This window comes from Chitinophaga costaii (assembly GCF_900094705.1).
Lineage (GTDB): Bacteria > Bacteroidota > Bacteroidia > Chitinophagales > Chitinophagaceae > Chitinophaga > Chitinophaga costaii.
Genome location: NZ_FMAR01000018.1, coordinates 52,609 through 78,820 on the forward strand (window position 1 = coordinate 52,609; position 26,212 = coordinate 78,820).

Annotated in this window: 21 protein-coding genes; 7 read left to right on the forward strand and 14 right to left on the reverse strand. The window is 49.7% G+C overall.

Annotated elements, in window-relative coordinates:
* Nucleotides 1–5 precede the first annotated feature (5 nt).
* The 5 genes from GA0116948_RS18975 to GA0116948_RS18995 all read right to left on the reverse strand — a co-directional run bounded on the left by GA0116948_RS18975 (nucleotide 6) and on the right by GA0116948_RS18995 (nucleotide 7,376).
* Nucleotides 6–3,248: a TonB-dependent receptor gene (locus tag GA0116948_RS18975; RefSeq protein WP_205686163.1), complete on the reverse strand. Its 3,243-nt coding sequence runs from the start codon at nucleotides 3,246–3,248 to the stop codon at nucleotides 6–8.
* 246 nt (nucleotides 3,249–3,494) lie between these two features.
* Nucleotides 3,495–4,673, reverse strand: a complete 1,179-nt coding sequence (locus GA0116948_RS18980) for a FecR family protein (RefSeq protein ID WP_089715156.1) — start codon at nucleotides 4,671–4,673, stop codon at nucleotides 3,495–3,497.
* 86 nt (nucleotides 4,674–4,759) lie between these two features.
* On the reverse strand, nucleotides 4,760–5,353 hold the full coding sequence (locus tag GA0116948_RS18985; RefSeq protein WP_089715158.1) for an RNA polymerase sigma-70 factor: 594 nt from the start codon (nucleotides 5,351–5,353) through the stop codon (nucleotides 4,760–4,762).
* Between the two features lie 92 nt (nucleotides 5,354–5,445).
* Nucleotides 5,446–6,126: a GNAT family N-acetyltransferase gene (locus GA0116948_RS18990; protein ID WP_089715159.1), complete on the reverse strand. Its 681-nt coding sequence runs from the start codon at nucleotides 6,124–6,126 to the stop codon at nucleotides 5,446–5,448.
* A gap of 653 nt (nucleotides 6,127–6,779) precedes the next feature.
* Nucleotides 6,780–7,376: an FMN-dependent NADH-azoreductase gene (locus tag GA0116948_RS18995; RefSeq protein WP_089715161.1), complete on the reverse strand. Its 597-nt coding sequence runs from the start codon at nucleotides 7,374–7,376 to the stop codon at nucleotides 6,780–6,782.
* 217 nt (nucleotides 7,377–7,593) lie between these two features.
* On the opposite strand from GA0116948_RS18995, the gene GA0116948_RS19000 reads away from it, so the two are divergent.
* The 3 genes from GA0116948_RS19000 to GA0116948_RS19010 all read left to right on the forward strand — a co-directional run bounded on the left by GA0116948_RS19000 (nucleotide 7,594) and on the right by GA0116948_RS19010 (nucleotide 10,755).
* Entirely contained in the window at nucleotides 7,594–8,322 is a 729-nt protein-coding gene (locus GA0116948_RS19000) for an SDR family NAD(P)-dependent oxidoreductase (RefSeq protein ID WP_240619236.1), read from the forward strand.
* Nucleotides 8,323–8,352: 30 nt separating this feature from the next.
* Nucleotides 8,353–8,730 carry a cupin domain-containing protein gene (locus GA0116948_RS19005; protein WP_089715162.1) on the forward strand — a complete coding sequence of 126 codons (378 nt, stop codon included), beginning with the start codon at nucleotides 8,353–8,355 and terminating at the stop codon, nucleotides 8,728–8,730.
* Nucleotides 8,731–8,907: 177 nt separating this feature from the next.
* The gene (locus GA0116948_RS19010) at nucleotides 8,908–10,755 is read left to right on the forward strand and encodes a beta-galactosidase (RefSeq protein ID WP_089715164.1); all 1,848 of its coding nucleotides are present in this window, start codon (nucleotides 8,908–8,910) and stop codon (nucleotides 10,753–10,755) included.
* A gap of 83 nt (nucleotides 10,756–10,838) precedes the next feature.
* Here GA0116948_RS19010 and GA0116948_RS19015 read toward each other — a convergent pair whose 3' ends face one another.
* The 3 genes from GA0116948_RS19015 to GA0116948_RS19025 all read right to left on the reverse strand — a co-directional run bounded on the left by GA0116948_RS19015 (nucleotide 10,839) and on the right by GA0116948_RS19025 (nucleotide 13,074).
* Nucleotides 10,839–11,729, reverse strand: a complete 891-nt coding sequence (locus tag GA0116948_RS19015; protein WP_123891841.1) for a DUF6544 family protein — start codon at nucleotides 11,727–11,729, stop codon at nucleotides 10,839–10,841.
* A 237-nt stretch (nucleotides 11,730–11,966) separates the two neighbouring features.
* Nucleotides 11,967–12,218 (reverse strand): hypothetical protein, encoded by a 252-nt coding sequence (locus GA0116948_RS19020; protein ID WP_089715168.1) that lies wholly within the window; start codon nucleotides 12,216–12,218, stop codon nucleotides 11,967–11,969.
* 475 nt (nucleotides 12,219–12,693) lie between these two features.
* Entirely contained in the window at nucleotides 12,694–13,074 is a 381-nt protein-coding gene (locus GA0116948_RS19025) for a hypothetical protein (RefSeq protein WP_089715170.1), read from the reverse strand.
* Between the two features lie 353 nt (nucleotides 13,075–13,427).
* On the opposite strand from GA0116948_RS19025, the gene GA0116948_RS19030 reads away from it, so the two are divergent.
* Both GA0116948_RS19030 and GA0116948_RS19035 read left to right on the forward strand, forming a co-directional pair.
* Nucleotides 13,428–15,083 (forward strand): sensor histidine kinase, encoded by a 1,656-nt coding sequence (locus tag GA0116948_RS19030; RefSeq protein ID WP_089715171.1) that lies wholly within the window; start codon nucleotides 13,428–13,430, stop codon nucleotides 15,081–15,083.
* Nucleotides 15,084–15,089: 6 nt separating this feature from the next.
* Nucleotides 15,090–16,148: a response regulator gene (locus GA0116948_RS19035; RefSeq protein ID WP_089715174.1), complete on the forward strand. Its 1,059-nt coding sequence runs from the start codon at nucleotides 15,090–15,092 to the stop codon at nucleotides 16,146–16,148.
* A gap of 53 nt (nucleotides 16,149–16,201) precedes the next feature.
* Here GA0116948_RS19035 and GA0116948_RS19040 read toward each other — a convergent pair whose 3' ends face one another.
* Nucleotides 16,202–17,038, reverse strand: a complete 837-nt coding sequence (locus tag GA0116948_RS19040) for a universal stress protein (protein WP_089715177.1) — start codon at nucleotides 17,036–17,038, stop codon at nucleotides 16,202–16,204.
* Nucleotides 17,039–17,300: 262 nt separating this feature from the next.
* Here GA0116948_RS19040 and GA0116948_RS19045 point away from each other — a divergent pair, with 262 nt between their 5' ends.
* The gene (locus tag GA0116948_RS19045) at nucleotides 17,301–17,678 is read left to right on the forward strand and encodes a hypothetical protein (RefSeq protein ID WP_123891842.1); all 378 of its coding nucleotides are present in this window, start codon (nucleotides 17,301–17,303) and stop codon (nucleotides 17,676–17,678) included.
* A gap of 142 nt (nucleotides 17,679–17,820) precedes the next feature.
* On the opposite strand, the gene glgP is transcribed toward GA0116948_RS19045, so the two are convergent.
* Both glgP and GA0116948_RS19055 read right to left on the reverse strand, forming a co-directional pair.
* Entirely contained in the window at nucleotides 17,821–20,295 is a 2,475-nt protein-coding gene (gene glgP, locus GA0116948_RS19050) for an alpha-glucan family phosphorylase (RefSeq protein WP_089715252.1), read from the reverse strand.
* A gap of 80 nt (nucleotides 20,296–20,375) precedes the next feature.
* On the reverse strand, nucleotides 20,376–21,416 hold the full coding sequence (locus GA0116948_RS19055; protein WP_089715181.1) for a zinc-dependent alcohol dehydrogenase family protein: 1,041 nt from the start codon (nucleotides 21,414–21,416) through the stop codon (nucleotides 20,376–20,378).
* 151 nt (nucleotides 21,417–21,567) lie between these two features.
* Between GA0116948_RS19055 and GA0116948_RS19060 the strand changes: the two genes are divergently transcribed.
* A complete protein-coding gene (locus GA0116948_RS19060) occupies nucleotides 21,568–22,017 on the forward strand; it encodes a pyridoxamine 5'-phosphate oxidase family protein (RefSeq protein ID WP_089715183.1) in 450 nt (149 codons plus the stop codon).
* A gap of 47 nt (nucleotides 22,018–22,064) precedes the next feature.
* On the opposite strand, the gene GA0116948_RS19065 is transcribed toward GA0116948_RS19060, so the two are convergent.
* Genes GA0116948_RS19065 through GA0116948_RS19075 form a run of 3 tightly spaced genes read right to left on the reverse strand, consistent with a single transcriptional unit; the run spans nucleotide 22,065 to nucleotide 26,193 of the window.
* Nucleotides 22,065–23,207, reverse strand: coding sequence for a cytochrome-c peroxidase (locus GA0116948_RS19065; RefSeq protein WP_089715185.1), 1,143 nt, complete (start codon nucleotides 23,205–23,207; stop codon nucleotides 22,065–22,067).
* A 1-nt stretch (nucleotide 23,208) separates the two neighbouring features.
* Nucleotides 23,209–24,738 (reverse strand): DUF6850 family outer membrane beta-barrel protein, encoded by a 1,530-nt coding sequence (locus GA0116948_RS19070; protein WP_123891843.1) that lies wholly within the window; start codon nucleotides 24,736–24,738, stop codon nucleotides 23,209–23,211.
* Between the two features lie 36 nt (nucleotides 24,739–24,774).
* Complete coding sequence (locus GA0116948_RS19075) at nucleotides 24,775–26,193, reverse strand: DUF4876 domain-containing protein (RefSeq protein WP_089715188.1); 1,419 nt, start codon at nucleotides 26,191–26,193, stop codon at nucleotides 24,775–24,777.
* Between the last annotated feature and the right edge of the window lie 19 nt (nucleotides 26,194–26,212).

Sequence of the window (26,212 nt, forward strand, 5' to 3'; positions counted from 1 at the left end):
AAAGATCAGAAACCACACCGAATGCCACACGTAACCGATTTGCTGGCTGGGTAGGTGGCATAGTCAATACCCTGTGCAATAGAATTGCCAGAACCATAGGCATTTATTTCCGGATCGTACCACGAGTAATGGGTGATGGTGATCAGGTTTTGTCCGCTTACGAATACCTGTGCTTTCTTAAACCATTTGAGGTTGGTGGTTTTGAGTGGAATGTTGTAGGCTAGCTGTATGTTTTTAAACCGCAGGTAAGAGCCGTCTTCTACAAAGCGGTTAGACATATTCGCCGTAATCGTATTGGTGATTTTGGGATATTTGGCATTGGTATGGTCCGGCGTCCAATGATCGGTAGCTACTGCTGCCGGCAGGTTCAGGCCCATGCCGAGGTCCAGCGTGGCGGCCTGGTTCAGGTTATAAATATCATTGCCCTGTGATCCCTGGATGAACAGGGTAAATTCAAAGCCTTTATAGGTGAGCGAAGAATTAAAACCATAGATAAACTTAGGATTGGGGTTGCCGATATAGGTTTTATCTGCGGGACTAATTACCCCGTCTTTGCTGCGGTCTTCATATTGAATATTACCCGTAGCGGTATACCCTTGTTCCTTGTAGCCATAAAAAATGCCAAAGGGTTGTCCTTCCCGCAGCAGGTTTATATAATCGTTTAGCGAACCGGTATACAGCGCACTGCCATAAATATCCTGCCCGTTGTAAAGCTTCACTACCTTGTTTTTGTTAAAGGCAATGTTAGCCCCTACATTCCAGGTTACTGCTTTTCTGAATATGGTGGCGTCGGCGCTGAATTCCATGCCACGGTTCTGCATTTCACCAATATTTTGCACGGTGGTTTGATAACCAATCGATGCGGGCAACTGTACATTATTCAGCAGGTTTTTAGTTTTCTTATCATAAAGATCTGCGGTAATGTGGAGCCGGTTATCCAAAAAACTGGCATCTACGCCAAAATCGGCCTGATAAGTAGTTTCCCATTTCAGGTTGCCGGGTAATGTAGTGCCGGGCGCGTAGCCTATATGTAGTCCATCGCCAAACACTGTGTTAGAAGGAGTGAGCAGGTTCAGGGTCTGGTAAGGACTGATAGCCGTGCTGCCACTGGCTCCATAACTGGCCCTTACTTTCAGGTCGCTGATCACCCGCGAATTTTTAAGGAAAGGTTCGTTGGAAGCTCGCCAGGCAATGGCGGCAGAAGGGAAGTTGCCCCATTTATTGCCGGCAGAATAACGGGAAGATCCATCCCGGCGTACACTCACCGTAATGAGGTATTTTTCGGCCAGGGTATAGTTCAGTCGCCCGAGGTAAGACATCAACACCCATCTTTCATAACTGGTTTGCGGTATGCCGGGTGTGCCTGCACTTTGCAGGGCGCCTGTACCGGTTACATCGCTGAGGAAACCTATGCCGGAGCCTATCAGCGTGGTAGAGGAATTTTCCTGGTAGGTAAAACCTGCCGTGGCGTTGATGGCGTGCAGGCCAAAGGTTTTGGAATAGTTCACCACGTTTTCATTCAGCAGGTTAGTAGCTTGTGCGGTGCTTACCGTGGCCGTACCTACGGAATTATTGGAAGGCTCTATGTTGGCGTATTGATCGCGGCGATCATCTATATTATTGAGGCCACCGGATATGCGGATAGAGAGGCCGTCTAATGGCTTAATCGTTAACGCGGCATTGGTGAACACGCGGTTGCGTTTTAGTTTGTTCGATGTTTCATTAATGGCCACCATGGGGTTATTGATGGCGTTAGAGATAAATGGGTAGGCCGTGTTGAGGCGGCGGTAACTGCCATCCGGCAGGTAGGGCGACAAGGTAGGTGGCGCCATGAGCATGCCAGATACCACGTCGCTGCCCCGGTTGCCCAATAGGCTGTTCTGCTCATCCCCGCCATACTGTACCAGCGTTGCGTTATAAGAGATGGTGAAGATCTTGCTGATATCGTGTTCTATGCTGCCCCGCAGGGAATATCTTTTAAAATCTGTATTGCGGATAATACCATCCTGCAGGAAAGCGCCGGCAGACACGGAGAAACGGGTCTTTTCCGATCCGCCACTTACCGTAGCACTTGTGCTGGAAAGTGGTGCATGGTGCATTACCAGGTCTTGCCAGTCGGTACCTGCACTAAGGCCAAAGGAATCTATCTGCGCCTGCGTGAAGTAAGGTGCCAGGTGATCATTGGCCGCCTGTTCATTGTAAAGCGTAGCATATTGTTGGGCATTCATCAGCTTCATTTTCTTTGTCACCGACTGAATGCTGTAACTGGTGCTGAAATCTACCCGCGTTTGGTCATTCTTTTTACCGGCGTTGGTAGTTATCATTACAATGCCATTGGCGCCCCTGGAACCGTAAATGGCAGTGGAGGAGGCGTCTTTAAGAATTTCCATGGAAGCAATATCACCTGGTTGCAGGAAGTCGGGATTACCATCGTACGGGAATCCATCTATCACATACAAGGGTTCATTGCCGCCCAGGATAGAATTAATACCCCTGATACGCACGCTGATAGCGCCACCAGGTGCGCCATTATTTTGTAGTACCCGCACGCCCGGCGCACGACCGCTGAGGGCCTGCATTACATTAGTTACCGGCTGACTGGTAATGTCGGCCGATTTTATTTGGGATATTGAGCCGGTGAGATCACTTTTTTTCACCGTGCCGTAGCCCACTACCACTATTTCGGAGGTTTTATTGATAGCGGTTTTTAGCACAATGGCGAGTGGCTCGTTGTTGGTTACCGTTACTTCCAGGGTTTCATAACCCAGGTAGGATATAACCAGCACCGCGCCATTCGGCGCATTAAGCCGGAATGTGCCATCTGCACTGGCCTGCGTGCCGTTTTTACTGCCTTTCACCATCACCGTGGCGCCGGGTAGTGGAGTGCCAGTTTCATCCGTCACCTTTCCATGAATGTCTTCCAGCGCGGGTGCGTCAGCCCGCGCGGCGCGTTCTTCCCTGGACGCTATGACCACATTTTTTCCGACAATGGTATAGGTGAGGGGCAGGTTTTTCAGGCACAGGGTCATAACATTTTCCAGTGAAGACGATTGGGTAGCTATGCTGATCTTAGGGACCTGGTCTACGAGAGTGTGATCAAAAAAGAAGGCATATCCCGTTTGCTTTTCGATGAGCCGGAATATTTTCTGTAGGGAGGCATTTTTTTCTGAAAGGGTGATATCCTGGGAATACCCTTTTGCGCTCACCTGCAAACAAGCGGTTAATAAAATGATGGCAGACAATTTCATAACGAGGAATGTTTGGGCAAGCCCTGGCGGTGGACAAGCCGGGCGCCGCATAATAGCACTAAAAATCATACATTTGGTTTGTTTGGGTAATAAAAGCCCGCCCGGCATTATACCAGGTGCGGTGAGCGTCGTGGAACGATTTTCAAGTGTTGCCCAAACGGCCGCCGGGAGTGCTACAACACTTCCGGTTTTTTTTTAGGCAACATAATAGTGTGGTTATTTACTTTTCATAACGTTTAATTGGTTTCATGGCATGACGATGATTTTATGGTTGTCTATTTTAACGTGAATCTTGCTTAGCTCCAGTATCCTGATAATTTCTTCAATGCTGCTGCTGCGGGCTATTCTTCCGCCAAATTCGCGGGCGGGGATGTTTCCCTGGTAACTGACCTCCAGGTTATACCAGCGGGATAACTGTTTCATCACACCACTTATTTTTTCATGGTTAAACTGGAAATAGCCATTTTTCCAGGCCACCACTTCTTCTACATCCACCTCATCTTTTATGGTAAGCATACCACCCGCCTGTACCTGCGCCTGCTGTCCAGGCCGCAGCCGGGCTTCCTGGCTGCCGGTTTTCATTTTCACCGCACCCTCCAGTAAGGTGGTTTGGGTAATGGGTTCGTCTTGATAGGCTTTTACGTTAAAGTTGGTACCCAGTACTTGTATCTCCGTGTTGTGCACAATTACCTTAAATGGTTTGGCTGGTAGTTGCGCTACTTCGAAATAGGCCTCGCCGGTAAGTTCTACCCGGCGATCCGTGCCGGTGAAAGAAGCGGGGTAATGCAGGTCGGAGGCGGCGTTTAACCAAACCTTCGTACCATCAGAGAGGGTGATGCGGAACTGGCCACCCCGTGGAATATGCAGGTTGTTATATTGTAGCTGACCGGCAGCCGTGGTACCGCTGTTTTTGTAAGTAAGCTGTCCATTACTTTGCTGAAGAATTTGGCTGTTGCCCTGCACCGCTACCGCACCGTTGCCGCTACTGTCCAACGGTATCTGGGTGCCGTTTGCCAGGGTAAGCACGGCCTTGTTGTTACCGGGTTTCACCGGGGAGGGCAATGGTGTAGCAGGATGTACGGCTACGGCCACCGTGCGGGGATGCCGGAGTAATACGAAATAGGTGCTGGCACCCGCCATGACGGATACCACGGCGGCGGCAGCCAGCCACCGCCATTTTCCGGATGTTATAGGTTGCATACTCCGTGAGGGGCGTGGTTGAATGCGTGCCCACACCTGCTCCATTTTGGCCGGGTCAGACAGGCCATGGGCTGCCTCGTCTTCCAGCAGGGCCGTCATGGCGGCTTCCCATTTTTCCTGGTGCTGGTCTTCCCGCAGCGTTTCCCATAACTGGGCTACTTCTTCTTCCTGTAGTTCATCGTGAATATATCTTTTAATAAGGATAGCGAGCGAAGTAGGTTCCATAACGTATTATATACAGCGTTTCCCTGGCCGTACACCATGAATGACGCATAACCGATCTAAAAGGAGGTGTCCAATCGAAAAAAAAATTAAGGATGGAGAAAAATGCCGATGAGAAAAGGGAGGGTGTAATGGGAAAACACTTTCCGGAGCGTGGCCAGTGCCTGTACAATATAACTTTTAATCGTCACCTTGGAAACGCCCATGAGCGCGGCAATCTGTGTATGATCCATCCCTTCAAAACGGCTCAGCCGGAAAGCCTTCTGCTGCTGGGGCGGCAGCTTCATCACTGCACGCTGCAAAAGTTGCTCCAAATTGCGGGAATAAATCTGTGCTTCCCCGCCAATGCCCTGGCTTTCGCACAGGTACAGGCGTAGGTATTCCTGGTAGCTATCCTGGCTGCCCAGTTTGCGTAGCCGGCTAAAGATTTTGTTGCGGGCACTCACAAACAGGAAGGCCTGGAGATTATCTACACGGGCCAGCTCGCACCGCTTTTCCCAAATCATGACAAAAACATCCTGGGTAATGTCTTCTGAAATTTCGGGGGATTTGGTTAGCAGGAGGGCGGCAGAGTAAATGACATCCCAGTAACGTTCAAATAATAGGCTGTAAGCAACTTCATCTCCGGCAGCAATACCGTTTAATAACGCTTTGTCTGTGTCGTTTGAGATAAGCTGCATCATGAACCACCCGCTCCTTTTTTAAGACATATAATGGCAGGGATGTTAAAAATAGTAAAATTTGAAATGATGTGAAATATTTATGTAGTAGCTGCTTACTTCTTGAGCAAGTAAACAACTATTGGACACCGGATCGAAAAGCCCAGGGCTTCATAAATTTTGATGGCTCTTACATTATCATCTTTTACGTGCAGAAATGGTGTTTCTTCCAGCGACTGTATTCTTTGCGCTTGATGCAGGATTAATTGACTGGCATAACCCCTGCCTGTGTAATCAGGGTGTGTACATACCGCGCTTATTTCAGCAAAGTGGCCGCTATGTAACCGTTGACCTGCCATCGCTACCAGTTTTCTTTCATCAAATATGCCTTCATAATGGCCAAAATCAATGGTCCTTTGTAAAAAAGGTCCTGGATTGGTCAGTTTTGTTAATGCTAACATATCGGGTATGTGCAGTTCGTCCAGGGTTTTTATGGATGCATCTTTTTTCACCGGTTTAATTGTTTCATGCAGCAGCATCTGCACACAATCAATGCGGCCTGCAATTTTCCAGGGATCCGGGATCAGTGCTTTGTTAATGGTGAAAATAGCTATAGGTGTCTTAAACGGTATAATATCATACAGGCGTTGAAAGTTAGCCGGATCAAATGCAGCAATCGCAGCAAAAGAGGAAACCTCGCCAGGAAAATATTTGACCGCCTCATTACCCAGGGCCAGGTTATTATTTCCGGAAGTCAACGCGCTCCATACTGGATTATCAAGTGTATGTGAGTTCATGTGTTACTTATAGTTATTAATCGCGACAGGCTGCTGAGATCAGCCTTTTCTGGTTATAGCTGATTTATTCTTTTTTTCAGTCATTGATGCTTTGTTATCTTTCAATCGGCTTATCTTATTTGGTGTAACAACGCCATGCGACGGTGCCTTTGTAAGATTCGAAAACGACTGACCTCAAAATTACGGTTTTATTTTCCACTGTCGTCATAAAAGGCTGTGGGTCAATGATGACAGCGGGTAATGCCATTGTATAAACGCAGTCGAGGTGGTTCAGCGAACGCGGGCAAAAGTTACAGATCAGCAGCGTACAGCCTGAATGATAGCGCGAGCATCACTGTTACAAGAATAAGGTATAATTACGTTATGTGAGCCGTGAAAGAAATGGCAATCTGTATTTTGAGGGTTTTCGCATTAATCAGGCAGTGTACATTTTTTATCAAAAAATTGTATTGTTCTTCTGGACCAATAACCTCGAGTTAATAGAAGTAAACGGCTTTTTGAGAGGTGAATATTATTAAAATAACGCATCCCTAATAAATAAGCAGCGGGTGTTTCATGAATAAGAAACACCCGCTGTTTATAAAAGCCTTATGTTCGGCTAGCGGGCCTGATAGTCCGCTACCCATGAGGACATACAAATGCACGCCCGCACCCTACACTGCAATCGCTGCAATTGCTTTCGGCAGGGCAGCATCCTGGAGGCTGGGTAGGTTCACGCCTTCCACGCGATATACGGTAATATCTGTCATGCCCAGGAAACCCAGCATAAACCGCAGGTAAGGCTCCGTAAAATCATAGGCTTTCATGGGCCCTTCTGAGTATACGCCACCAGTGGAAATAGAGAGGTACACTTTTTTGCCCTTCACCAGTCCTTCGGGGCCACCTTCGCCATAGCGGAAGGTTTTTCCTGCGCGGGCAATGTGATCTATCCAGGCCTTCAGTGTTGAAGGGATATTAAAGTTGTACATCGGTACATCGATCACAATAACATCGGCGGCCAGTAGTTCGGCAATGGCCTCATCAGAATGTTTTACGGCTGCATTCAGCTCCGGTGTGCGTGCTTCCAGGGGGGTATAGAAAGAATTGATATGCACTTCTTCCAGGTGTGGGAAGGGCGTAGCCGTTAGATCATGCGTTTGCACAGTGCTGCCTGCTTCAGCGGCTTGCAGTTTTTCCACAATGGCAACACCTAATTTTTTACTAAAGGATTGGGCGCCACGCGAACTCGTCACCAAGTGTAAGATTTTCATTTGCTAAAGTTTTCAACAAAGCTATCTTTCTTTGGTTCCGGTAGCATGCTACTTTCCTGTGGGATAGCGGTATCCTTCTGGATAGTAAGGAATTATACCGCTGTATACGAAGAGGGTTTATGTAGGTTCAGTCAGGTGGCTTTACCTGTTTTTACAAGGGTTATTCCTAAAAACCTCCGGCAGTTGATCCGGGAATCCCGGAAGGCTTTTATCTTTGATGATGCAACGTAAAACCGTACTCCTGCTGGGGGCCAATTCCGATGTGGCCAAAGCATCCATCCTGCAATACATCCAATTAGGTTATCGCGTGATCGCTGCATCCCGCAGCACCGAAGCGCTACGCCTGTTTGTAGCAAAGGAAATTTCCCAACCCGGCGAAGTGACCATCCTTCCTTTCGATGCCACCGATTTTCAAAGCCATGCCGGTTTTTATGCCCAACTGCCCGAAAAGCCACACGTCGTGGTATATGCGGCAGGGTATCTCCAACCCAATGAAGTTGCCTTACACGATTTTGATGGCAGCTTCCGCATGATGCAGGTACACTATGCGGGCGCTGTATCCATCCTCAACATCATCGTTACCGATATGGGGAACGATCGCCTGGAGCGGATCATTGGCCTTTCCTCGCTGTCTGGTGTGCGGGGCAGGAAGAGCAATTTTATATACGGGAGTACTAAAGCGGCCTTCACCCAATACCTGGCCGGCCTGCGGCAATACCTCTTTGCCCGCCGGGTTACGGTGAATGTGATCGTGGCCGGTTATATCCGCAGTAAAATGACGGCAGGGCTATCACTGCCGGAGGCCCTGCTGCTGGAGCCCGCTTTCATTGCCCGCGCAGTGGTACAGGCAGGCAAAGCATTTACCATTGTGCCAGGTTTTAAGTGGAAGCTGATCTACCTGCTGCTGAAATGGATGCCGGAAAGATTAGTGGCCAAACTGCCCTGATATCACCACCATAGACATTATATTCATACCATGATCAAAGCATTCCTTTTATATACCGGCCCGGATGGCCATTCGCATATAACACCTGGCCACCTTCGCACAGATATACGGGTAGGTACTACCACGGCTCATTTTAAAGAAACCCCGCCCCATGGCGCCTACGATTGGCATACCGCGCCTGCTACACAATACGTGATCACGCTGGCCGGCGTGCTGGAATTTACGACCTCCGGTGGTGAAACCTGCATCATCCACCCGGGCGACATACTCGTGGCAACAGACACCACTGGCACAGGACACAAGTGGCGGCTCATTAACGACGAACCCTGGAAACGTGCCTATGTGGTTTTTCCGGAAGGAACAGATACCGGCTTTATACCGGATCAGAGCGGAGCGGCCATGTTATAAGATAAGCCGCATCCCGCTGCAAGAAGTCATTGTGAAATGATAGCTATGGAAGCAATACGCAATATAAGACCTGTTTTTACAGGAGAACTGCACACAATCGTTTGCGCATTTTGAGGTGAATAAAGAAAGGATCTGTTTTTTTTTGACTAACATTACAGGATCGCTTAATTCAACTGTATGAAGAAATTATTTTTTGCCGGTTTGCTGTGTGCAAGCCTTCATCCTGTATTTGCACAGCAACATCGTTTTGAGGTACGCGATGGTGCTTTTCAGTATGATGGGCAGCCCATCCAGATACATTCCGGTGAGATGCACTTTGCAAGGGTGCCACAGGAATATTGGCGACACCGGCTGAAGATGATGAAAGCCATGGGACTTAATACAGTGGCCACTTACGTGTTCTGGAACTACCAGGAAACAGCGCCGGGTGTATGGGATTGGAATACGGGCAATCATAATCTCCGCGCTTTTATTAAAACTGCCGGTGAGGAGGGGCTCTTGGTGATTTTGCGCCCCGGCCCATATGCTTGCGCTGAATGGGAGTTTGGCGGCTATCCCTGGTGGCTGCAAAAAGAAAAATCGCTGGAAATCCGCACAAATAATGCGCCTTTCCTCGATTCCTGCCGAAACTATATAAAAGAATTAATGAATCAGGTAAAAGACTTGCAGATTACGCAAGGTGGCCCGGTAATCATGATACAGGCAGAAAATGAATTTGGCTCGTACGTGGCCCAGCGAAAAGATATTTCGCTTACTACCCACAAGGCTTATTCCCTCGCTATCAAAGACGCATTGGTGGCTGGTGGTGTCACGGTTCCGCTCTTTACTTCCGATGGCAGTTGGCTCTTTGAAGGCGGAACTATAGCCGGTACCTTGCCCACGGCAAACGGGGAAGACAACGTAGACAACCTTAAAAAGGTGGTGAACCAATATCACCATGATGAAGGGCCTTACATGGTGGCTGAATACTATCCCGGCTGGTTGGATCACTGGGCGGAACCTTTTCCGAAGGTGAGTACGGATGATGTGGTAAAACAAACGGGAAAATATATAAAAGAAGGTGTGTCGTTCAACTTTTACATGGTGCATGGCGGTACGAACTTTGGCTTCACCAGCGGCGCTAACTATGATAATGATCACGACATACAGCCGGATATGACCAGCTACGACTACGATGCGCCCATTAGCGAAGCAGGAGTAGCCACGCCTAAATACAATGCGCTGCGCACGCTGTTTCAGGCTTATAGTAAAACGCCGCTGCCCCCCGTGCCCGCGCCGCTGCCCATTATAACCATACCAGATATTCGTTTTGATAAGGCTGTGGATCTGTTCACATTTAAACAAAAGATAAAACCCGTGGTGGCCGATACACCCATGAGTTTTGAAGACCTGAACCAGGGCCATGGCTATGTGTTATATAGCCGTAATTTTAAGCAGCCTATAGCTGGAAAACTTGTTATCAAAGGCCTGCGCGATTATGCATTGGTATACGTGAACGGAAAGCTGGTGGGAGAATTGAACCGGTATTACAAGCAATACGATTGCGATATTGATATTCCTTTTAACGCTACGCTAGACATTTTGGTAGAGAACATGGGCCGTATTAATTATGGGGGAGATATTGTGCATAACACGAAAGGTATTATTAGCCCGGTACTGATAAACGGTAACGAAATTACGGGCCACTGGAATATGTATGGCCTGCCTATGGAGCAGCCACCAGTATTAACCGCGAACAACTATGTAAGTGGTCATCCCGTATTATACGGTGGTCATTTTTCATTGAACAAAACAGGCGATACGTTTTTAGATATGAAAGCCTGGGGCAAAGGCATTGTGTTTGTAAACGGCCATAACCTGGGCCGCTATTGGAAAGTAGGGCCACAGCAAACTTTATACGTGCCGGGTTGTTGGTTGAAAAGGGGAGACAACGAAGTTGTAATATTTGAGCAAATTAATGCGGCGCAACAGGCGGTATTAAAAACCACCAACCAGCCGGTACTGGACCAGTTGATCGCTAAATAATGTTAAATCTACCACCATTTTTCACTACAAAGCCGCAGGTGCCACATGGTCATAGCTGGATGATTAAAAAATAAGATAGTGGATCAATACGCCACCGCTACCTGACGCCGCAGGCGCAGGCCATCCAGCTCTATATTGTATTCAACATCGCTGATGCAGAGTTTTAGCCAGGTAAAATCGCCTTCCGGCAATCCCCAGGTTACTTCCAGCTCCGTGGGTACCCGGATGCCCGAAAATGTTTTGTAACTGCCCGGTATTACCCGCATGGTCCATTTTTCCAGCGTAGCCAGGCTGCCATGGGAATAATACCGTTCTGCTTCCAGGCGCTCCACATCGCCGAAGGCATCAAAATGAAATATCACACCATCTGTAATTCGCCCGTATGACATGGCTGCCCTTGCGGTAACAGTATCTATCTGTTCCCATTCAATATAATTCGATAAAGCGGCACTGGGAAACCACACAATTTCTGCCAGGAAACGGATCAGCGATCCCTGGTCTACTGGAAAGCCCTGGGAATGTGCCATTGGGAAAATTCCATCAAGTTTTATCTGGAGGTCGCCCCGGCTTTCAAAGTATAAATCCCTAGCCAATAGCGGTATGCCTGGTGCAGCCTGCACGGTGGCCGTCCAGAGAAAGCCGGGATTGGGGACGGTGTACCACTGTTCCGCGTGAAAAGGCAGCCATTTTCCATTGGGCGTGGCACGCAGCATACCGCTTTGGTAAAGGTGTACCGTTTGTGCCAGATCATGCTCCAAGGCGCCGCTGTGCTGCAACCAGCGGGTCACAATAAGCGGGCAATGATGGGCTGCATGGTCTGCGGCAGTGCGCGCATAGGCCGGGGCCTGCGCCAGCAACCGGTTTTTTTCCCGCAGGGTGCGCTGAAAAAAACGCTGGTGAAAGTAGCGGCGCATAAAAGCGATCATACCCAACACCATGATGACAAAGGCAGAGATCTTAACGGATAACCACATAGCAAATTAATTAGCAAGTGAAGAAACAACCTGCCCAATGGAGGGCTTACGAATGAAGGCTCAAATTAGGCAGGAATAGGAGGTTGGCCTATGATGTGAATGAGTAGGCCCGGTAATCCCCCTCATCTGTATCCCTGATCGTGATCACCCAAAAAAGCGCCAGTTTTTCCGGGCACGAAAAAGGCCCGGATCAGTCCGGGCCATGGCAGCTATTACATAAATTAAGGCAATGTCCATTCAAACATTACAGGTGGATGCGCTGTGCTGCCGCTGTATTTCATGGCCGATGCGGTACAATAATTCCGGGTCAAAATCCCGGGTATGACACATAGGTATCAGTTCGTCGTGGGGTGTCCGCACGTAATACACCTCCGCGCCATCCACCAGGGCGCAAATCCGGCAAAGCAACCCGCTTTCCACTATTTTCACAGGCACGTTTATTGGCTGCCCCCCGTAGTTTACCATAATGGAATATTCTTCGACTTTCATAAAATGGTTTTATAAGTGAGTGATCTTTATATCCTGCTGAAAAGTTAATATGCCTGGAGCCGGTGACCAATAACTACCCTCACAAAAGATACTGATCCCTGTAAGCAGGCGGGTTTTCTAAATACTGATTAAAATCATTCACGGCGCTAAGCACTGTCAGTGTAGGGGTGAAGGTGTTAACGTAGCTTTCCACTATTCAATACACGTACTATTTACTGCTATGGGTATCCATTACTCCCTAATGTATTATGCATCCCTAATAAAATACCATCCGGGCGGGCAAGCTCCGGGGACACAACTACAAAAAGGACGGCGTTATGCCGTCCCTTTTTGTCTTCTGAAAATAATGTAAACAGGCAAATATTACTTTGACAATCACCGTTTTAGCTGACAGGGCAGTTAAGCCCATTACAAGAAGGGCCAGCACTCATGATGCCGACCCTCTTATGACTGGGGTGATAGGGATAGTGGACGCTTATAGTGGATGCGTTTCTTGCAGAAAGTGCTTAAACTCTTTTTCCAGCATTTGTATTTCGCAGCAAATCATATCGTACCGGGTTTTAATGCTGTAAGCCAGCCCCTGCGGCTCGTTGTTCAGGTGCTGGGTCATGTGCAGGGGATATAGGGAGGGCGTTTCAAATAGTGTCATATCTATCTTTAACAAACCAATTTTCTCGTCTAACTGAAGGAAGCGGTTTTGAAAATATTCAAAGTAATCCAACTGTTCTTTATGCGTGTCCGACATTAAAGTTTCGGCCAGGGTATGTTTAAAATAAATGTTCTTTGCTTCAAGACCTGCAATTTCATTTGCGCCAACCAGGTGCGCGAATGCCGCACTTTTACTCATTTGCTTCATGGTCGTACATTTTAAGAATGATACCTGCTATTTTCCTGGCTTATAAGAACCCGGTCAAGTGGTGGACTGACAAGTATCAATAACTGTTTCTCCCGATGATATATCTGCTACCGGATGGCATAGTACCCGGTCTTTTTTAGGATAAACAAAATTACAAGCAGTGTTGGTTCCGGGCGATGACCAATATCATTCATAAGCCTGATGCCGGTCAATGCGCCCGGCCATATGCCCTGGTATTTTTGGGAAAATGTGGACATGTTAGTATAGGACATGTCAATAGGATGTTATAGCTTTATAGGTCGGTGAAGTACCTCCAAGATTGGTTAACCGTTCTTTACTGCATCTAAAAGCTTATGGGAGATTCGAGTCAGCACCATAAATCTAATTTTGACGTGTTATTTAACCACGCAACAATTGGTATTATTGTTACCAATGACCAAGGTCAAATCATGGTAGCCAATCCATTCCTACTCAATCAGTTTGGGTATACTGATAAGGAAGTGGTAGGACAGAAGGTGGAGAAACTGATTCCCGCCCGCTTTCATGAACGTCATGTGGGGCATCGCGACAAGTTTCAGCAACACCCCCGGAGCCGGCCAATGGGCGCCAGCATGGAGCTTTTTGCCGTGCGTAACGATGGGTCGGAATTTCCAGTGGAGGTGAGCCTGGGCGCTTATGGTACCGAAGAAGGTCATTTCGTGATCGCTTTCGTGAGCGACATATCCTATCGCAAACAGTCGGAGGCCGCCCTGAAGCAACTCAATGCCGACCTGGAAAGAAAAGTGGAAGAACGCACCCAGTCGCTCACCGAAACGGTAGCCAAGTTAGGTGAGCAAATGCAGGAGGTACAAACTAAAGACACTGAATTACAGCGGGTAAACGGTTACCTGGAAAGCATCTGGAACCATGCCGAGGCTATAATAGTGTCTACTGATAAGAAAGGACTGATCAAATTATTTAACCCAGCCGCCGAGCGGCTGCTCGGCTACACGGCGGCAGAAACCATCGACCACTTAACACCCCTCGTATTTCATGATCCGGCAGAAATTGCTGCCCGCAATGACCAGTTTTCCAAAGAACTGGGCCAGCCTATTCTGGAAGGGATGGAAACCGTTACTATCAAAGCAATCTATAATCTGCCCAATGAATATGAATGGCTGTATTATCGTAAAAACGGCACTACCTTGTCTGTGTCGGTCAATGTATCTGCCCTGCGCGATGCGGAGGGTAACATTACCGGTTACCTCTGCATAGGCTCCGACATTTCGGAACGCAAACGCGCCGAAAACGACCTGCGCGTGGCCCTGGAGAAAGAAAAGGAACTTAATGAGCTAAAATCCCGCTTTGTATCTATCGCCTCCCACGAGTTCCGCACCCCACTAAGTACCGTACTTTCTTCCGCCTACCTCATTTCCAAATACGAAAAACAGGAAGAGCAGCCGCAGCGCCAAAAGCACCTGCAACGTATTATTTCTTCTGTAAACATGCTTACTGATATCCTCAATGATTTCCTCTCGGTAGGTAAAATTGAAGAAGGGAAAATACAGGTGCGTATTTCCCGCTTTAATGTGAATGCGCATATCAGTAATGTGATTTCGGAAATGCATGGCCTGCAGAAAAAAAAGCAAACCATCAATTATAACCATGAAGGAGAAACGATGCTGGTGCTGGATCCTGCACTACTCACCCACATCGTCATGAACCTGGTGTCTAATGCTATCAAGTTTTCACCGGAAGGTGCGGAGATCACCGTGCATACCACGGTAACACCTGCATATTTTACCCTGCTGGTAAAAGACCACGGCATTGGCATTGCTAAAGAAGACCAACAACACCTGTTCGAACGTTTTTTCCGGGGCGGTAACGTGTCTAATATCCAGGGCACAGGGCTGGGACTCCATATTGTGGCCCGTTACGCCGAACTACTGCACGGGCAAGTAACCTGTATAAGCGAATTAGGAAGCGGTGCTGAGTTTACCATTCAGTTTCAAAATAACCATACCATTTAATTTTTTATGGCTACTATTTTACTCATTGAAGACAATGACGACATCCGCGAAAACACCGCGGAAATTCTGGAATTAGCTAATTACAAAGTCTTTACCGCCCCAAATGGTAAGATCGGCGTACAAGTGGCGCTGGAGCAGCGGCCAGACTTGGTGATCTGCGATATTACCATGCCGGTACTGGACGGTTATGGCGTGCTGCACCTGCTGCACAAAAATAATTCCCTGCAAAATATGCCCTTCATTTTCCTAACAGCAAAGGCAGAACGTTCCGATGTACGCCGGGGCATGGAACTGGGAGCAGACGATTACATTACCAAACCCTTTGATGCCACGGAACTATTGAATGCCATTGAAAGCCAACTGAAAAAATCGGCCCGCATAAAGCAGGAAACCAGTACGGATATTAATGGCCTTAGTACGCTGATGGCCGCTGTATCGGGCAAAGATATTTTGCAGGAGCTGAAAGAAGACCGCAACATTAACCGCTACAAGAAGAAGCAGGTGGTGTACAGTGAAGGCAATCATCCCTCCAGCCTTTTTTATGTGCTGAAAGGCAAGGTAAAAACCTATCGTCGCAATGAAGATGGCAAAGAACTCATCACCGGGCTGTATACCGATGGAGAATTTATCGGCTACCTGCCCTTGCTGGAAGGGGGCATCTATAAAGACAGCGCGGAGGCTATGGACGATACAGAACTGGCCATCATTCCCCGCGAAGATTTTGATGAACTGGCTGGTAGTAACCCCACGGTGATGCAAAAGTTTATCCGTATTCTCACCAAGAATATCATGGAAAAAGAGGCCCAGTTGCTTAGCATCGCCTATAACTCCCTGCGCAAAAAAGTAGCCGATACACTGCTCACATTATGGCGTAAGTATAACGCTAACGACAATCCGCAGTTTAGCCTCGACGTAAGCCGTGACAACCTGGCGGCGGTGGCCGGTGTAGCCAAAGAATCGCTGATCCGCACCCTGGGCGATTTCCGGGATGAGCAATTAATCGCCATCCGCGAAGGCTGCATTTTTATAACAGACCGTTCCAAACTGGAACGTATGATGAACTAATTAAAAATGCCTGGTCTATACGCCAGGCATTTTTGTGCGCAGCTTTTACACCCTTATTTATGGGCAATGAATAAGGGACACCTTATATTTCTTATCAGCACATCGGCCAGGCTTTCATGAAAGAAGCGGGAGAGGGCGCCGCGTTGATAAGCCCCCATCACCACCAGCGTATTTTCGCTATTTTCCCGCAGGTGTTCCAATATCTGTTTGGGTGCGTTGCCACGCAATACGGTGTAGTGCGCGCCGGGATGGTGACGTTTCATAAACTCCTTCATCAAATACTGGTCTGGCAGGTGGTTGCCTTCATCGGCATCATTTACCGTTACAATTTCTACTGGCAAGGTGTCCAGGCCAGGCAGGGTGTAGTGAATCATTTTAATGGCGTGTACGGCCGCGGGCGATCCGTCGAATAGTAACACTACTTTATCGATAGCTTCATACCCCCCATTGGCCAAAAATACCGGGCATTGCGTATCTGCCAGCAGGCGGCGGATAAAGGTGGTGGGAGCGTTTTCCCTTTCGCGCGACATGGTTTCCTGGGTGTCTATTACCAGCAGGTCTGCATAGATGGTTTCCCGTAATAAGTCGTCCAAAGCAAAATATTTATCGCGGTGAATACTGCAATTCACCCCCTCCTGACGGCAGGCTTCCAGGAAAAAATCTACGGCTATATTGCGGCTTTGCTGGTCTAACTGTGCCAGGCGTGCGGTATCTGCTTTGCCGGCAGGAGGCTCCGTGGCTACTTCATAGGGGCTATAACTATTATACAACATACTTTCCAGCGATACACCCACCAGGTGGGCCGGGGTGCTGGCTGCCAGCATGAGTGCATATTGCAGGGAATTGTCTGAATACTGAAGGCCATCAAAGGCAACGATTATCTTTTTCATATACAAACAGCAGTTAATAATTATGAATTAATAATTAATAATTATGAATTTTATGGAGAGGTATTAGGAAATGTTTGTGTTTTTTGTAAAGGTAGAGGGAACCTGTAGGGTGACCTATGATGGCCATCATGGCTGCGCATGACGATTGTAGTGGGGGAGGTTTGTGTTGACTGGGATCAAGGAGGGCTGTAATCAACGTCATTGCAGGCGGGCGTGGATTTGGGTATTTTAGATGGTTATCCAAATGGGTACATCCACCAGCATGAGCACAACTATCTATATCAGCGAGGAAGACCTGGTAGAAAATATACAGGCGCGTTTTGCGGCCGTTTATCCTTTCCTGTCTATTGAATTCTTTCATATGCCCCATGGCGAGGGAGAACCCTCCCTGCCATCAGACCACATTCCCGGCAGTACGCCTATAGATGATATCCGTATTGTACACGCCTTTGGCTGGCTGGATATAAGCGGCAATAAGCCGGTGGCACAGGTGGAAAAAGAATTTTATGAATTGTTTGGCTTGTCGGTGCAGGTGTTCCGCCAGGCACGGCATGGCAAATTGGAAACTACCCGCACCGATCATCTCACCCTGGAGGTGCAAAATGAACTTGGCAAAAAGACCAGGGGCATTGCTTTATAACCCTATCAGTTGGTTGCCATTCCCTTTCTATTAGGATATATGACCAGTCATTTTGCCCCACTCACCGGTAAACCAGGTGGGGCGAAAGTGTATTGGTACGCTTTATCCTGGGCGTTTTGACAACACCACGGGGGGGCTGTTGTCAGTGTTGCCAGCGGATGTTCCTGTTCTCCAATGGTACCGCTACCTGCACATGTGCGGGGGTAATCCGCACGGTATAGTCACTGGCTGCCCTGGTAGCCGGTATGGTTACTGTGTACAGCGTACATTCCTTCACGGAGGCAGCGGCTATTTTCGCGCCGGCTTGCAGGTTGTATTGCGCCTGGGGATGACCATCGGCTTCGGCTGCATACAGGGTTACCTGCACCATAGAAGTATCCAGGCCGGCGAGGTGTACCGGCACGGAGAATATGAAAGTAGGCCCTACGGCGGATGATTGTTCCTGTACGGCCGTATCCCCGATTTCCAGGCTGGGCCAGGCTTGGTTCACGGATGCCTGCCATTGTACAATGGCTTTTCCCACCATCGCATTATCTTTTGTTCTTTCCTGGTAGCGGGCCGCTGCCGGTAAGTAATATTTGGTTGTATACTCGCTTACCGCGCGGGTAGCAGAGAAGCGGAAGGTGTGGGTGGTCATACTCTGGCGCATTTTGGCCGTCCATTGGGTAGGTAGCTGTGCCTCATTGCGTTCGTAAAATGATGTTACTACCTGCTGTTCCAACACTTGGTAGAGGGAAGCTGCTTCGGCGGCGTCCCAGGCAGCATCGTCGCCATGTTCGTACCCATCGCCCAAGGCCCAGCCGGTGTCAGGCGCATAGGCTTCGGCCCACCAGCCATCCAGCTCGCTCAGGTTCAGCCCCCCATTTACCAGCACCTTCATGCCACTGGTACCACAGGCTTCCCAGGGTCTGCGCGGGGTATTTAACCACACGTCTACACCGCCAATCATCTGTGCTGCCAGTTGCATATCATAATCCTGTAAAAACACTACATGCGCCTCCATTTTATAATCCCGGATAAATTGCACCCAGTGGCGTATGAGGGCTTTGCCTTGCTCATCGGACGGAGGGGCCTTGCCAGCCACCACCAGTTGCAGGGGCCGCGCAGGATTGGTAAGCAGGCGTACCAGGCGTTGGGGATCGTGCAGCAGCAGGTCTGGCCGCTTGTAAGGCACAAAACGCCGGGCAAACCCAATGGTAAGCACAGTGGGGTTAAACAGGCTAGCATGGCCGGTTTGCCGCCGGATAAAATCTACCAGAGCGCTGCGGGCTTCGTTGCGTAATTGCCAGAGCGCGGCGTCGCTGGCCTGCATCGCATGGCTGGCAAGGGCTTGCGGCTGGCTCACCCAGGCATTTCCTTTATTTCCCCAGAACCGGCTGGCGGCAAGGCTTTCCCAGCTGGGTACATGAATACCGTTGGTCACATAACCCACGGGTATTTCCGCCGGGGGCCAGCGGTAGAACAGGGGTTCAAATAAGGCCTGGCTTACCTGGCCATGCAGCCTGCTTACCCCGTTCACGGCACCGCTGCCATTGATGGCCAGGTAGGCCATGTTAAACCGTTCCTGTTCATCATCCGGGCGCTGCCGGCCCAGGGCCAGCAATTGCGGGATGGAAAGTTGTAGTTTTTCTGCTGCATAGCCACCCAGGTAGTAGGCCAGCAGGGGAGGTTCAAAATGGTCGAAACCTGCGGCCACGGCGGTATGCGTGGTAAAAAGATTGCCCGCCCGGGTGATGGACAGGGCCGTTTCAAATGGCACCTGGTAGCGGGACATATAACTGGCCGCCCGCTCCAGGATGGCAAAGGCAGCATGGCCTTCGTTAAGGTGGCATACGGCGGGCGACTGGCCCAAGGCTTCCAGCAACCGCCATCCGCCTATGCCCAGTGCTATTTCCTGTTGCAGCCGCAGGGCGGTGTCGCCACCGTACAACTGGCTGGTAATGCCACGGTAATAGGGGGGATTGGCCAGGTCGTTACTATCGAGCAAATATAACTTCAGCCGGCCTACCTGCACTTCCCAGGTGCGCAGCCACAGGGTAGCCTGTGCCAGCGGCACTTGTATGCGCAACCATTCGCCATTGGCACCCAGCAAAGGTTGCAGGGGTAGCTGGCCGGGATCGTTAAAGGGATAATAGGCCTGCTGGTTGCCATCACCGTCTATCACCTGCCGGAAATAACCTTGCTGGTAAAGCAGGCCAATGCCGGTAACCGGTACACCCAGGTCGCTGGCCGCTTTTAGCTGATCGCCGGCCACGTTTCCCAACCCGCCCACATAAATGGGCAATGACTCGCTGAGCATAAACTCCATGCTGAAATAAGCCACCCCGTTCAGCAACGGGGCGCCGGCCTGCTGCGCATACCAGGAAGGCGCGGCAACAGCCTCTTCCCGCAAAGATCGCAGGGCATTCAATTGGTTGCGCAGCGCCGGGAGGGCAAGTTGCTCCTGCAGGCGGCTGGCAGACATGGTTTGTAATATGATCCAGGGATTACGCGTTTGCGCCCAGCCTTCCGGGTCTAGCTGCGCCCAGAGCTCATTGGCCACATGGCTGCCCGACCAGCGCATGTCTAGCGCCAGGGCTTGCAGGGTTTCAAACCCTGGTATATCTTCTTTTTGCATAATAGCCGTATTCAATTCCCACTTAAAAAAAACAGGTTGCATCTGTAAGATACAACCTGTTTAGGCAGCATACGTACTACCTAGTTGGCAGTTAGGATAACTTTTAATGATTTTTCCCGCGCGGCATTGCCAAAGGTGTCATATGCCTGCTGGATATCGGATAAATTGAACCGGTGCGTAATGAGTAACTGCGGGTCTAGTTTTTTAGACAATACAGACTTCAGCAGCAGGGGCGTTGTTATGGTATCTACCAGCCGGGTGGTGAGGGTAATGTTTTGCGCCCACAGCGTTTCCAGGTGCAGCGTTACGGGCTTGCCGTGTACGCCTATGTTGGCAATATGTCCGCCAGGGCCTATAATGTTCGTGCAAAGGTCGAATGTGGCGGGCACGCCTACGGCTTCTATCGCTACATCTACTCCCCGGTTGGCAGTCAGCGATTTTATGGATTCCAATACATTTGTGGTGCTGCTATTAATCACTTGGGTAGCACCAAATTGAAGGGCAGTAGCCAGTCGGTTATCGTCCATATCGATCATGATAATCGCTGCAGGTGAATAGAACTGCGCGGTGAGCAGTGCAGCCAGTCCAATAGGGCCGGAGCCTACAATGGCTACCACGTCGCCAGGTTTTACCTGCCCGTTTAATACGCCGCATTCAAAACCGGTGGGCAATATGTCACTGAGCATTACCAGCGCTTCCTCGTCTGCGCCCGCCGGGATCTTATACAGGCTATTGTCTGCATAAGGTATGCGCACATATTCCGCCTGTGTACCGTCTATCTTGTGGCCTAATATCCAGCCGCCGTTTTCGCAGTGGGAGTACATATTCTTTTTACAATAATCGCACTTACCGCAGGAGGTAATACAAGAAATTAATACGTGGTCCCCTTTCTTAAAATTGGTAACGCCGTTGCCGGTTTCTACTATAATTCCTACCCCTTCATGTCCCAGGATGCGGCCATCCGTTACGGCCGGCACATCGCCTTTCAGGATGTGAAGATCTGTGCCACAAATGGTGGTCTTATAAATTTTAACGATGGCATCCGTAGGCAGGTTAATGCCGGGTGTTGGCTTTTCTTCCCAAGCCTTATTGCCAGGTCCGTGATATACTAGCGCTTTCATAACTTAATTTTAGCCAAAATTAGCTAGGGAGCGGCGGCGACTCAATGACGCAATACCAGCGCAACTATGACCTGCATCATGCTGTTTAAAAACGGTCGTCATTTCGCCGGGTTGGAATAAACATTCAATTTGTAGGGAGTAAAATCCGCCTATGCTAGGGAATTTAAATGAACAGGAAATAGAGGAAGTACTCTTGCGCAATGTTACCGGCCGCATTGGCTGCTACGATGGCAGCAGGGTATATGTGGTGCCGGTGAGTTACGCATATAATGATAAATATATTATTGCACATGCCCACGAGGGCATGAAGATTAATATCATGCGGAAAAATCCGCAGGTATGTTTCGAGGTAGATGAGATGCAGGATCAGGCAAACTGGCGCAGCGTAATTGCCTGGGGCGTTTATGAAGAAGTATTACAGGAAAGGGAACGATATTATGCCATGAAATTTTTAGTGAGCCGGCTGATGCACCTCCAGTTGAGTGAAACTGCCCGGCTACCGGAAAAAGAGCTGGTGCCAACTAAACCAGATCAGCTAAAACCCATCGTATACCGCATTCGTTTGGGCGAGCGTACAGGCCGTTTTGAAACAATAGGGTAAATATAAGCAGGACAGACGCCTTTCCCCGGCATCCGCCCTGCGCTTTCTTATTGTGGCAATGCGGGTATGCGTACTTTCCAGGGTACGGTGGTCACCGCGTTTAAAAATTCGATCAGGTCTTCTTTTTCCACTTTCGTTAAGTTCAGGCGTTTTATCAAAGGATCGGTTTTTGGGAACAAAGTATCTCCCAGCTGGTCTGGCCGGGGCTTGGGTTGTGGCATGCCGGCGCTGTACATGTTTATTACCCCGTTAATGTCGTCGAACAGGCCATTGTGCATCCAGGGCCGGGTGCGGATCACATCCCGCAGGGAGGGCGTTTTAAACTTGCCCACGTCTGCGGCCCTGCCGGTTACGTTATAGCGCCCAAGATCCTGGTACAGCCTTCCGTAATAGGTAAGTCCAATATTATGAAAATCGTTATCCGTCATCAGGGGGCCATAGTGACAGTTCATGCAGCGGGCTTTGGTGCGGTACAAATGCAGGCCACGCACCGCCCCGTCGGATAGTGCATTTTTATAACCAGCCAGAAATAGGTCCAGGCGCGTTTTCCGGCTGGTAATGGTTTGTTCATACGTAGCAATGGCCTTGGCAATGCGGGGCGCGGTAATCTTATCTGAAGCAAAAGCATCACGGAACAATACCTGGTACCCCTTAATGGCCTTCAGTTTGGAAGGCAGCAGTTGCATATCTCCATGCATTTCCTTCGCATTATTCACCGGGCCAAATACCTGGTCTTCCAGCCCGCTGCTGCGGCCATCCCAAAACAGCTTTTTAAAATACCACACGTTTTCCAGCGAGGGGGTGTTACGCTGGTTCACCTGCTGATCGTGGCCCACGGCCTTTTCGCGCCCATCGGCCCAGGAGAGGTCTGGCGCATGGCAACTGGCACAGGAAATCTGCCCCGAACTGCTCAGCCTTGGATCAAAGAACAATAGCTTACCCAGTGCTATCAGGTCCTTCAGCGAATCGGCCAGTGGTTTCAGGGGAGCGTCTGGTAGGCTATCTAGTTCCTGCCAGGGCACGCCTGCATCTACATCCGGCACCGGCCAGTAGCGGCTGGGCTGCGCATACAGGGTACGCAGGCTATCCGTATAAGGATCGCCACCCTGCAAAATGTAGGTGCTATTGGTGAAAGAGATCATGAGTGTCATGCCGATCAGCAGCAGGAATATTACGAGCCATTGCTTCATCTTAAAAATTTATGCCGGTACTTAATTGCCATTGCCAGCGCACCGTACCCGGTAAGCTGGATGCCGGCACGGTAAAGGTGGGCAGCGCTGCCTGGTGGTATAATGCGCCGGCTTTTACAAAGGCGCGCACAGTATGCACGGAAAAAAGGTATTGACTTTCCACCCGCCAGGTATTTACCGTAGCGTGGTAGTAATAATAATCCCGGAATATAACTGCCTTGGTAAAATCCGGCTGCTGCGCCGGCTGGGTAATGGTGGTAGATACCGGCAGCTGGTGTTGTACGCCCAGCAACAGTTTCAGGGTATTGTGGCCAGCAATAACCGGCACATACCAGGCCGCCAGTGCGCCCACGGCTGCATATTGATATTCTGCCGTTTGCCCTGCCGACCCATCTGCCCGGTAAAGGTCTGTCATGGCCGCATCCAGGCACAGCTCATATTGCAGGCGCTGGTTTTTGTAATGGGCGTACATAGGCTGTGCGCGGAGGCACGTTAACGAATATACGTAGTTATTGCCTGCCAGCAGGGTGTTGTAATCCCTGCCTTCGTGTTTGGAATAATGAAGGGTGGCGCTCCATTGCTGCGCCCCCTGTTTGTATTGCCAGTAAGCGCTGCCCGTCCATTCGTCTTCATGAAAATAACCGTAGGCAAACTGCTGCTCATTCACATACAACCCCTTGTCATAAAATCGGCTGCTGGCACTGCTATGACCGCCCTCCAGCGTAAGGCTGCCAATGCCGAAATGCCCGTCGTATACGGCATTCCACTTCCATCCTTTGGTATCGCTGGCCACGTCGGTGCTGGAGCCACTCTTTAACTCGATATAACCATAGCCATCTTGCAAGTAGGTAATGTATTCCGGTTGCGTATAGCTGTACTGGTAATCTTTTTTGCGGTACTCAATATTACTATCACTATTCCTGCGGATAATGCCGCCACCCAGGCCAAGCTGGTGGCCAGGCAGCAACTTGTACAGCAGACTGGCATTGACCCCCAGGCGATAGGTGAAATATTCCGGTCGCGGATCGTTACTGCGCCAGCCATCATCACTATGATAATCTATGCCGGCAGCAGCCGTAAAGCGTTCATGCAGGAACGGGCGGCTAAGGATGCCCTGCAAGTCGTAGCCAATGCTTTGCCAGTTGCCTTTTTTCCCCGCATAAAAATAATAAGGCGCAGGGTCTTGCAGCGCATCGCGCAGGGTGTAGCCTACACTGTCTTTCCGGATATTGCGATAAGAAAATGCGCCACTCACCAGCCATTTTTTAATAGTACGGGTACCGGCGGTCTGGAAAAAGTATTCGTTTTGTTTTGCCGCGTCCTGGGCTAGCATATACCCACCACCCGTTTGCCGGTAGCCGCCTTCTACCTGCGCATAGCGGGCCAAAGGCCGTAGCGGCTGGGTAATAACGGCTTCATTAAAAAACCGGTATTGCTGCACAAATTGCTCCGCCTGCGCATGCACCGTTGTGTCTTGCGCCCGCATGGCTGTGCCCGTGAGCAGGAGGAGTAAAAGAAAATAAGTTCGCATACCGTATGAAGTACCGGCGGCCAGCCGCCGGCCTGTTTAGTTTTTAAATATGCCGGGCAATGCCTTGGGCAGGTAATCAAAATCGTTCGTCGCATTGTTGGTATCCATCAGGATCACGCGGGTACCCACAGTTTTGGCCGTTTTGCGGATGATGGATTCGGAGGAATAAGCACCATCGGGTACATTGGCGGCGCCGGCATCCAGGGTGCTGACCAGCTTCCGTGGCACACGCTGGCTGGAGGAAGGACTGGGGTTTTGCATTTGCACCGCATCGATGATCGCCGCATTGGGCACCTGGTAAAACACCGAGGTAGTATTAGAGATGGTCGTTACGGAAGGATCAGGATATTTTTTATAGGTGGAGGCGTCCCCCACGTCGGTGCCGGCTTTGCTGAGCAGGGGCAAATGTGCGGTTGTCTTAAAGATTACGATCGCATCGCGGCCAGGATTGTCCAGGATCAGATCTCGGTTGCCACCGGCATCATTCACCAGCAGGTTAGGTACGTTCAGGTTATCTACATCAGAGCTAAGCGCATTGGAAATGACATCGCCTAAGTATACTTCAAAATCTGCCCCGCTCAGGTCTACGGTAAGGGAGGGGTCTTTTACGCTGATGGCCACGCCGTCGGCCCCTACAAAGGGCGCTTTGTGGTTCTGCGCAGTGGCAGCTATTACAAAGCTGGCACCGGGCTGTATGGGATATTGCGTGCCATTGCCCGGTATGCGGAAGAGGGTTTTGGTGTACACAAAATTGCGGTTGGCGCCGTCCGTAGCAGGGCTTATGCCAATGGATTTACTCCAGTCGTATTGCTTATACAGCGGGTCCGATGCATCGCTCAGGTAATAACCTTTGGTCAGGTCGGTCTTGGCCGTGCCGGTATTGTTGCCGGAAAGCTGGGCTATGTAAAGACTATCGGCATACAGCACCTGGTTAGCGTTGTTATAGATCTCGATAAACTGATCGCGGTACAAAGCCCCGTTCTGGGTGTTGCTGCCTGCGTAATAAATCTGTTTGATCACCCAGTCGCCTATCTTGCCCAGGGCCAGTTTCAGCGACAGGGTATTGTTGGTCGTGGCGTTCAGCGTAAGGTTAGACAGGGCAGCGTTGAACACCACGGAATCTTTATCCGAGGTAAGCCCTGTTACACTTTCATAGGTAGCCCTGGGGATAGCAATGGTGGCCTGCACGTCGTATATGCCGGCGCTGATGCTATTAAAAATACCCAGGCCCGTGTTGTCTGTTTGCTGGGTGATGGTGTTGCCGGTTACGGTGTTTTTTACCACCACCGATATGCCGGTAAGCGGAAAGTCATAGCTGCCGCCGGCGCTATCGTAAGCCACCTTTACAATTACATTAATAGGTGGCACTGATGGCTTCAGGTCGGATTTTTTACAGGCTACCTGGAATAAAATGGCCAGTAGCAGGGCCAAGGCGATGGGTATGAATCGTTTCATGTTTATAGTAGTTGAATGT

Coding starts and splice junctions, on each gene's coding strand:
- GA0116948_RS18975 (WP_205686163.1), bottom strand. CDS start 3,248: ATGAAATTGTCTGCCATCATTTTATTAACCGCTTGTTTGCAGGTGAGC.
- GA0116948_RS18980 (WP_089715156.1), bottom strand. CDS start 4,673: ATGGAACCTACTTCGCTCGCTATCCTTATTAAAAGATATATTCACGAT.
- GA0116948_RS18985 (WP_089715158.1), bottom strand. CDS start 5,353: ATGATGCAGCTTATCTCAAACGACACAGACAAAGCGTTATTAAACGGT.
- GA0116948_RS18990 (WP_089715159.1), bottom strand. CDS start 6,126: ATGAACTCACATACACTTGATAATCCAGTATGGAGCGCGTTGACTTCC.
- GA0116948_RS18995 (WP_089715161.1), bottom strand. CDS start 7,376: ATGAAAATCTTACACTTGGTGACGAGTTCGCGTGGCGCCCAATCCTTT.
- GA0116948_RS19000 (WP_240619236.1), top strand. CDS start 7,594: ATGATGCAACGTAAAACCGTACTCCTGCTGGGGGCCAATTCCGATGTG.
- GA0116948_RS19005 (WP_089715162.1), top strand. CDS start 8,353: ATGATCAAAGCATTCCTTTTATATACCGGCCCGGATGGCCATTCGCAT.
- GA0116948_RS19010 (WP_089715164.1), top strand. CDS start 8,908: ATGAAGAAATTATTTTTTGCCGGTTTGCTGTGTGCAAGCCTTCATCCT.
- GA0116948_RS19015 (WP_123891841.1), bottom strand. CDS start 11,729: ATGTGGTTATCCGTTAAGATCTCTGCCTTTGTCATCATGGTGTTGGGT.
- GA0116948_RS19020 (WP_089715168.1), bottom strand. CDS start 12,218: ATGAAAGTCGAAGAATATTCCATTATGGTAAACTACGGGGGGCAGCCA.
- GA0116948_RS19025 (WP_089715170.1), bottom strand. CDS start 13,074: ATGAAGCAAATGAGTAAAAGTGCGGCATTCGCGCACCTGGTTGGCGCA.
- GA0116948_RS19030 (WP_089715171.1), top strand. CDS start 13,428: ATGGGAGATTCGAGTCAGCACCATAAATCTAATTTTGACGTGTTATTT.
- GA0116948_RS19035 (WP_089715174.1), top strand. CDS start 15,090: ATGGCTACTATTTTACTCATTGAAGACAATGACGACATCCGCGAAAAC.
- GA0116948_RS19040 (WP_089715177.1), bottom strand. CDS start 17,038: ATGAAAAAGATAATCGTTGCCTTTGATGGCCTTCAGTATTCAGACAAT.
- GA0116948_RS19045 (WP_123891842.1), top strand. CDS start 17,301: ATGAGCACAACTATCTATATCAGCGAGGAAGACCTGGTAGAAAATATA.
- glgP (WP_089715252.1), bottom strand. CDS start 20,295: ATGCAAAAAGAAGATATACCAGGGTTTGAAACCCTGCAAGCCCTGGCG.
- GA0116948_RS19055 (WP_089715181.1), bottom strand. CDS start 21,416: ATGAAAGCGCTAGTATATCACGGACCTGGCAATAAGGCTTGGGAAGAA.
- GA0116948_RS19060 (WP_089715183.1), top strand. CDS start 21,568: ATGCTAGGGAATTTAAATGAACAGGAAATAGAGGAAGTACTCTTGCGC.
- GA0116948_RS19065 (WP_089715185.1), bottom strand. CDS start 23,207: ATGAAGCAATGGCTCGTAATATTCCTGCTGCTGATCGGCATGACACTC.
- GA0116948_RS19070 (WP_123891843.1), bottom strand. CDS start 24,738: ATGCGAACTTATTTTCTTTTACTCCTCCTGCTCACGGGCACAGCCATG.
- GA0116948_RS19075 (WP_089715188.1), bottom strand. CDS start 26,193: ATGAAACGATTCATACCCATCGCCTTGGCCCTGCTACTGGCCATTTTA.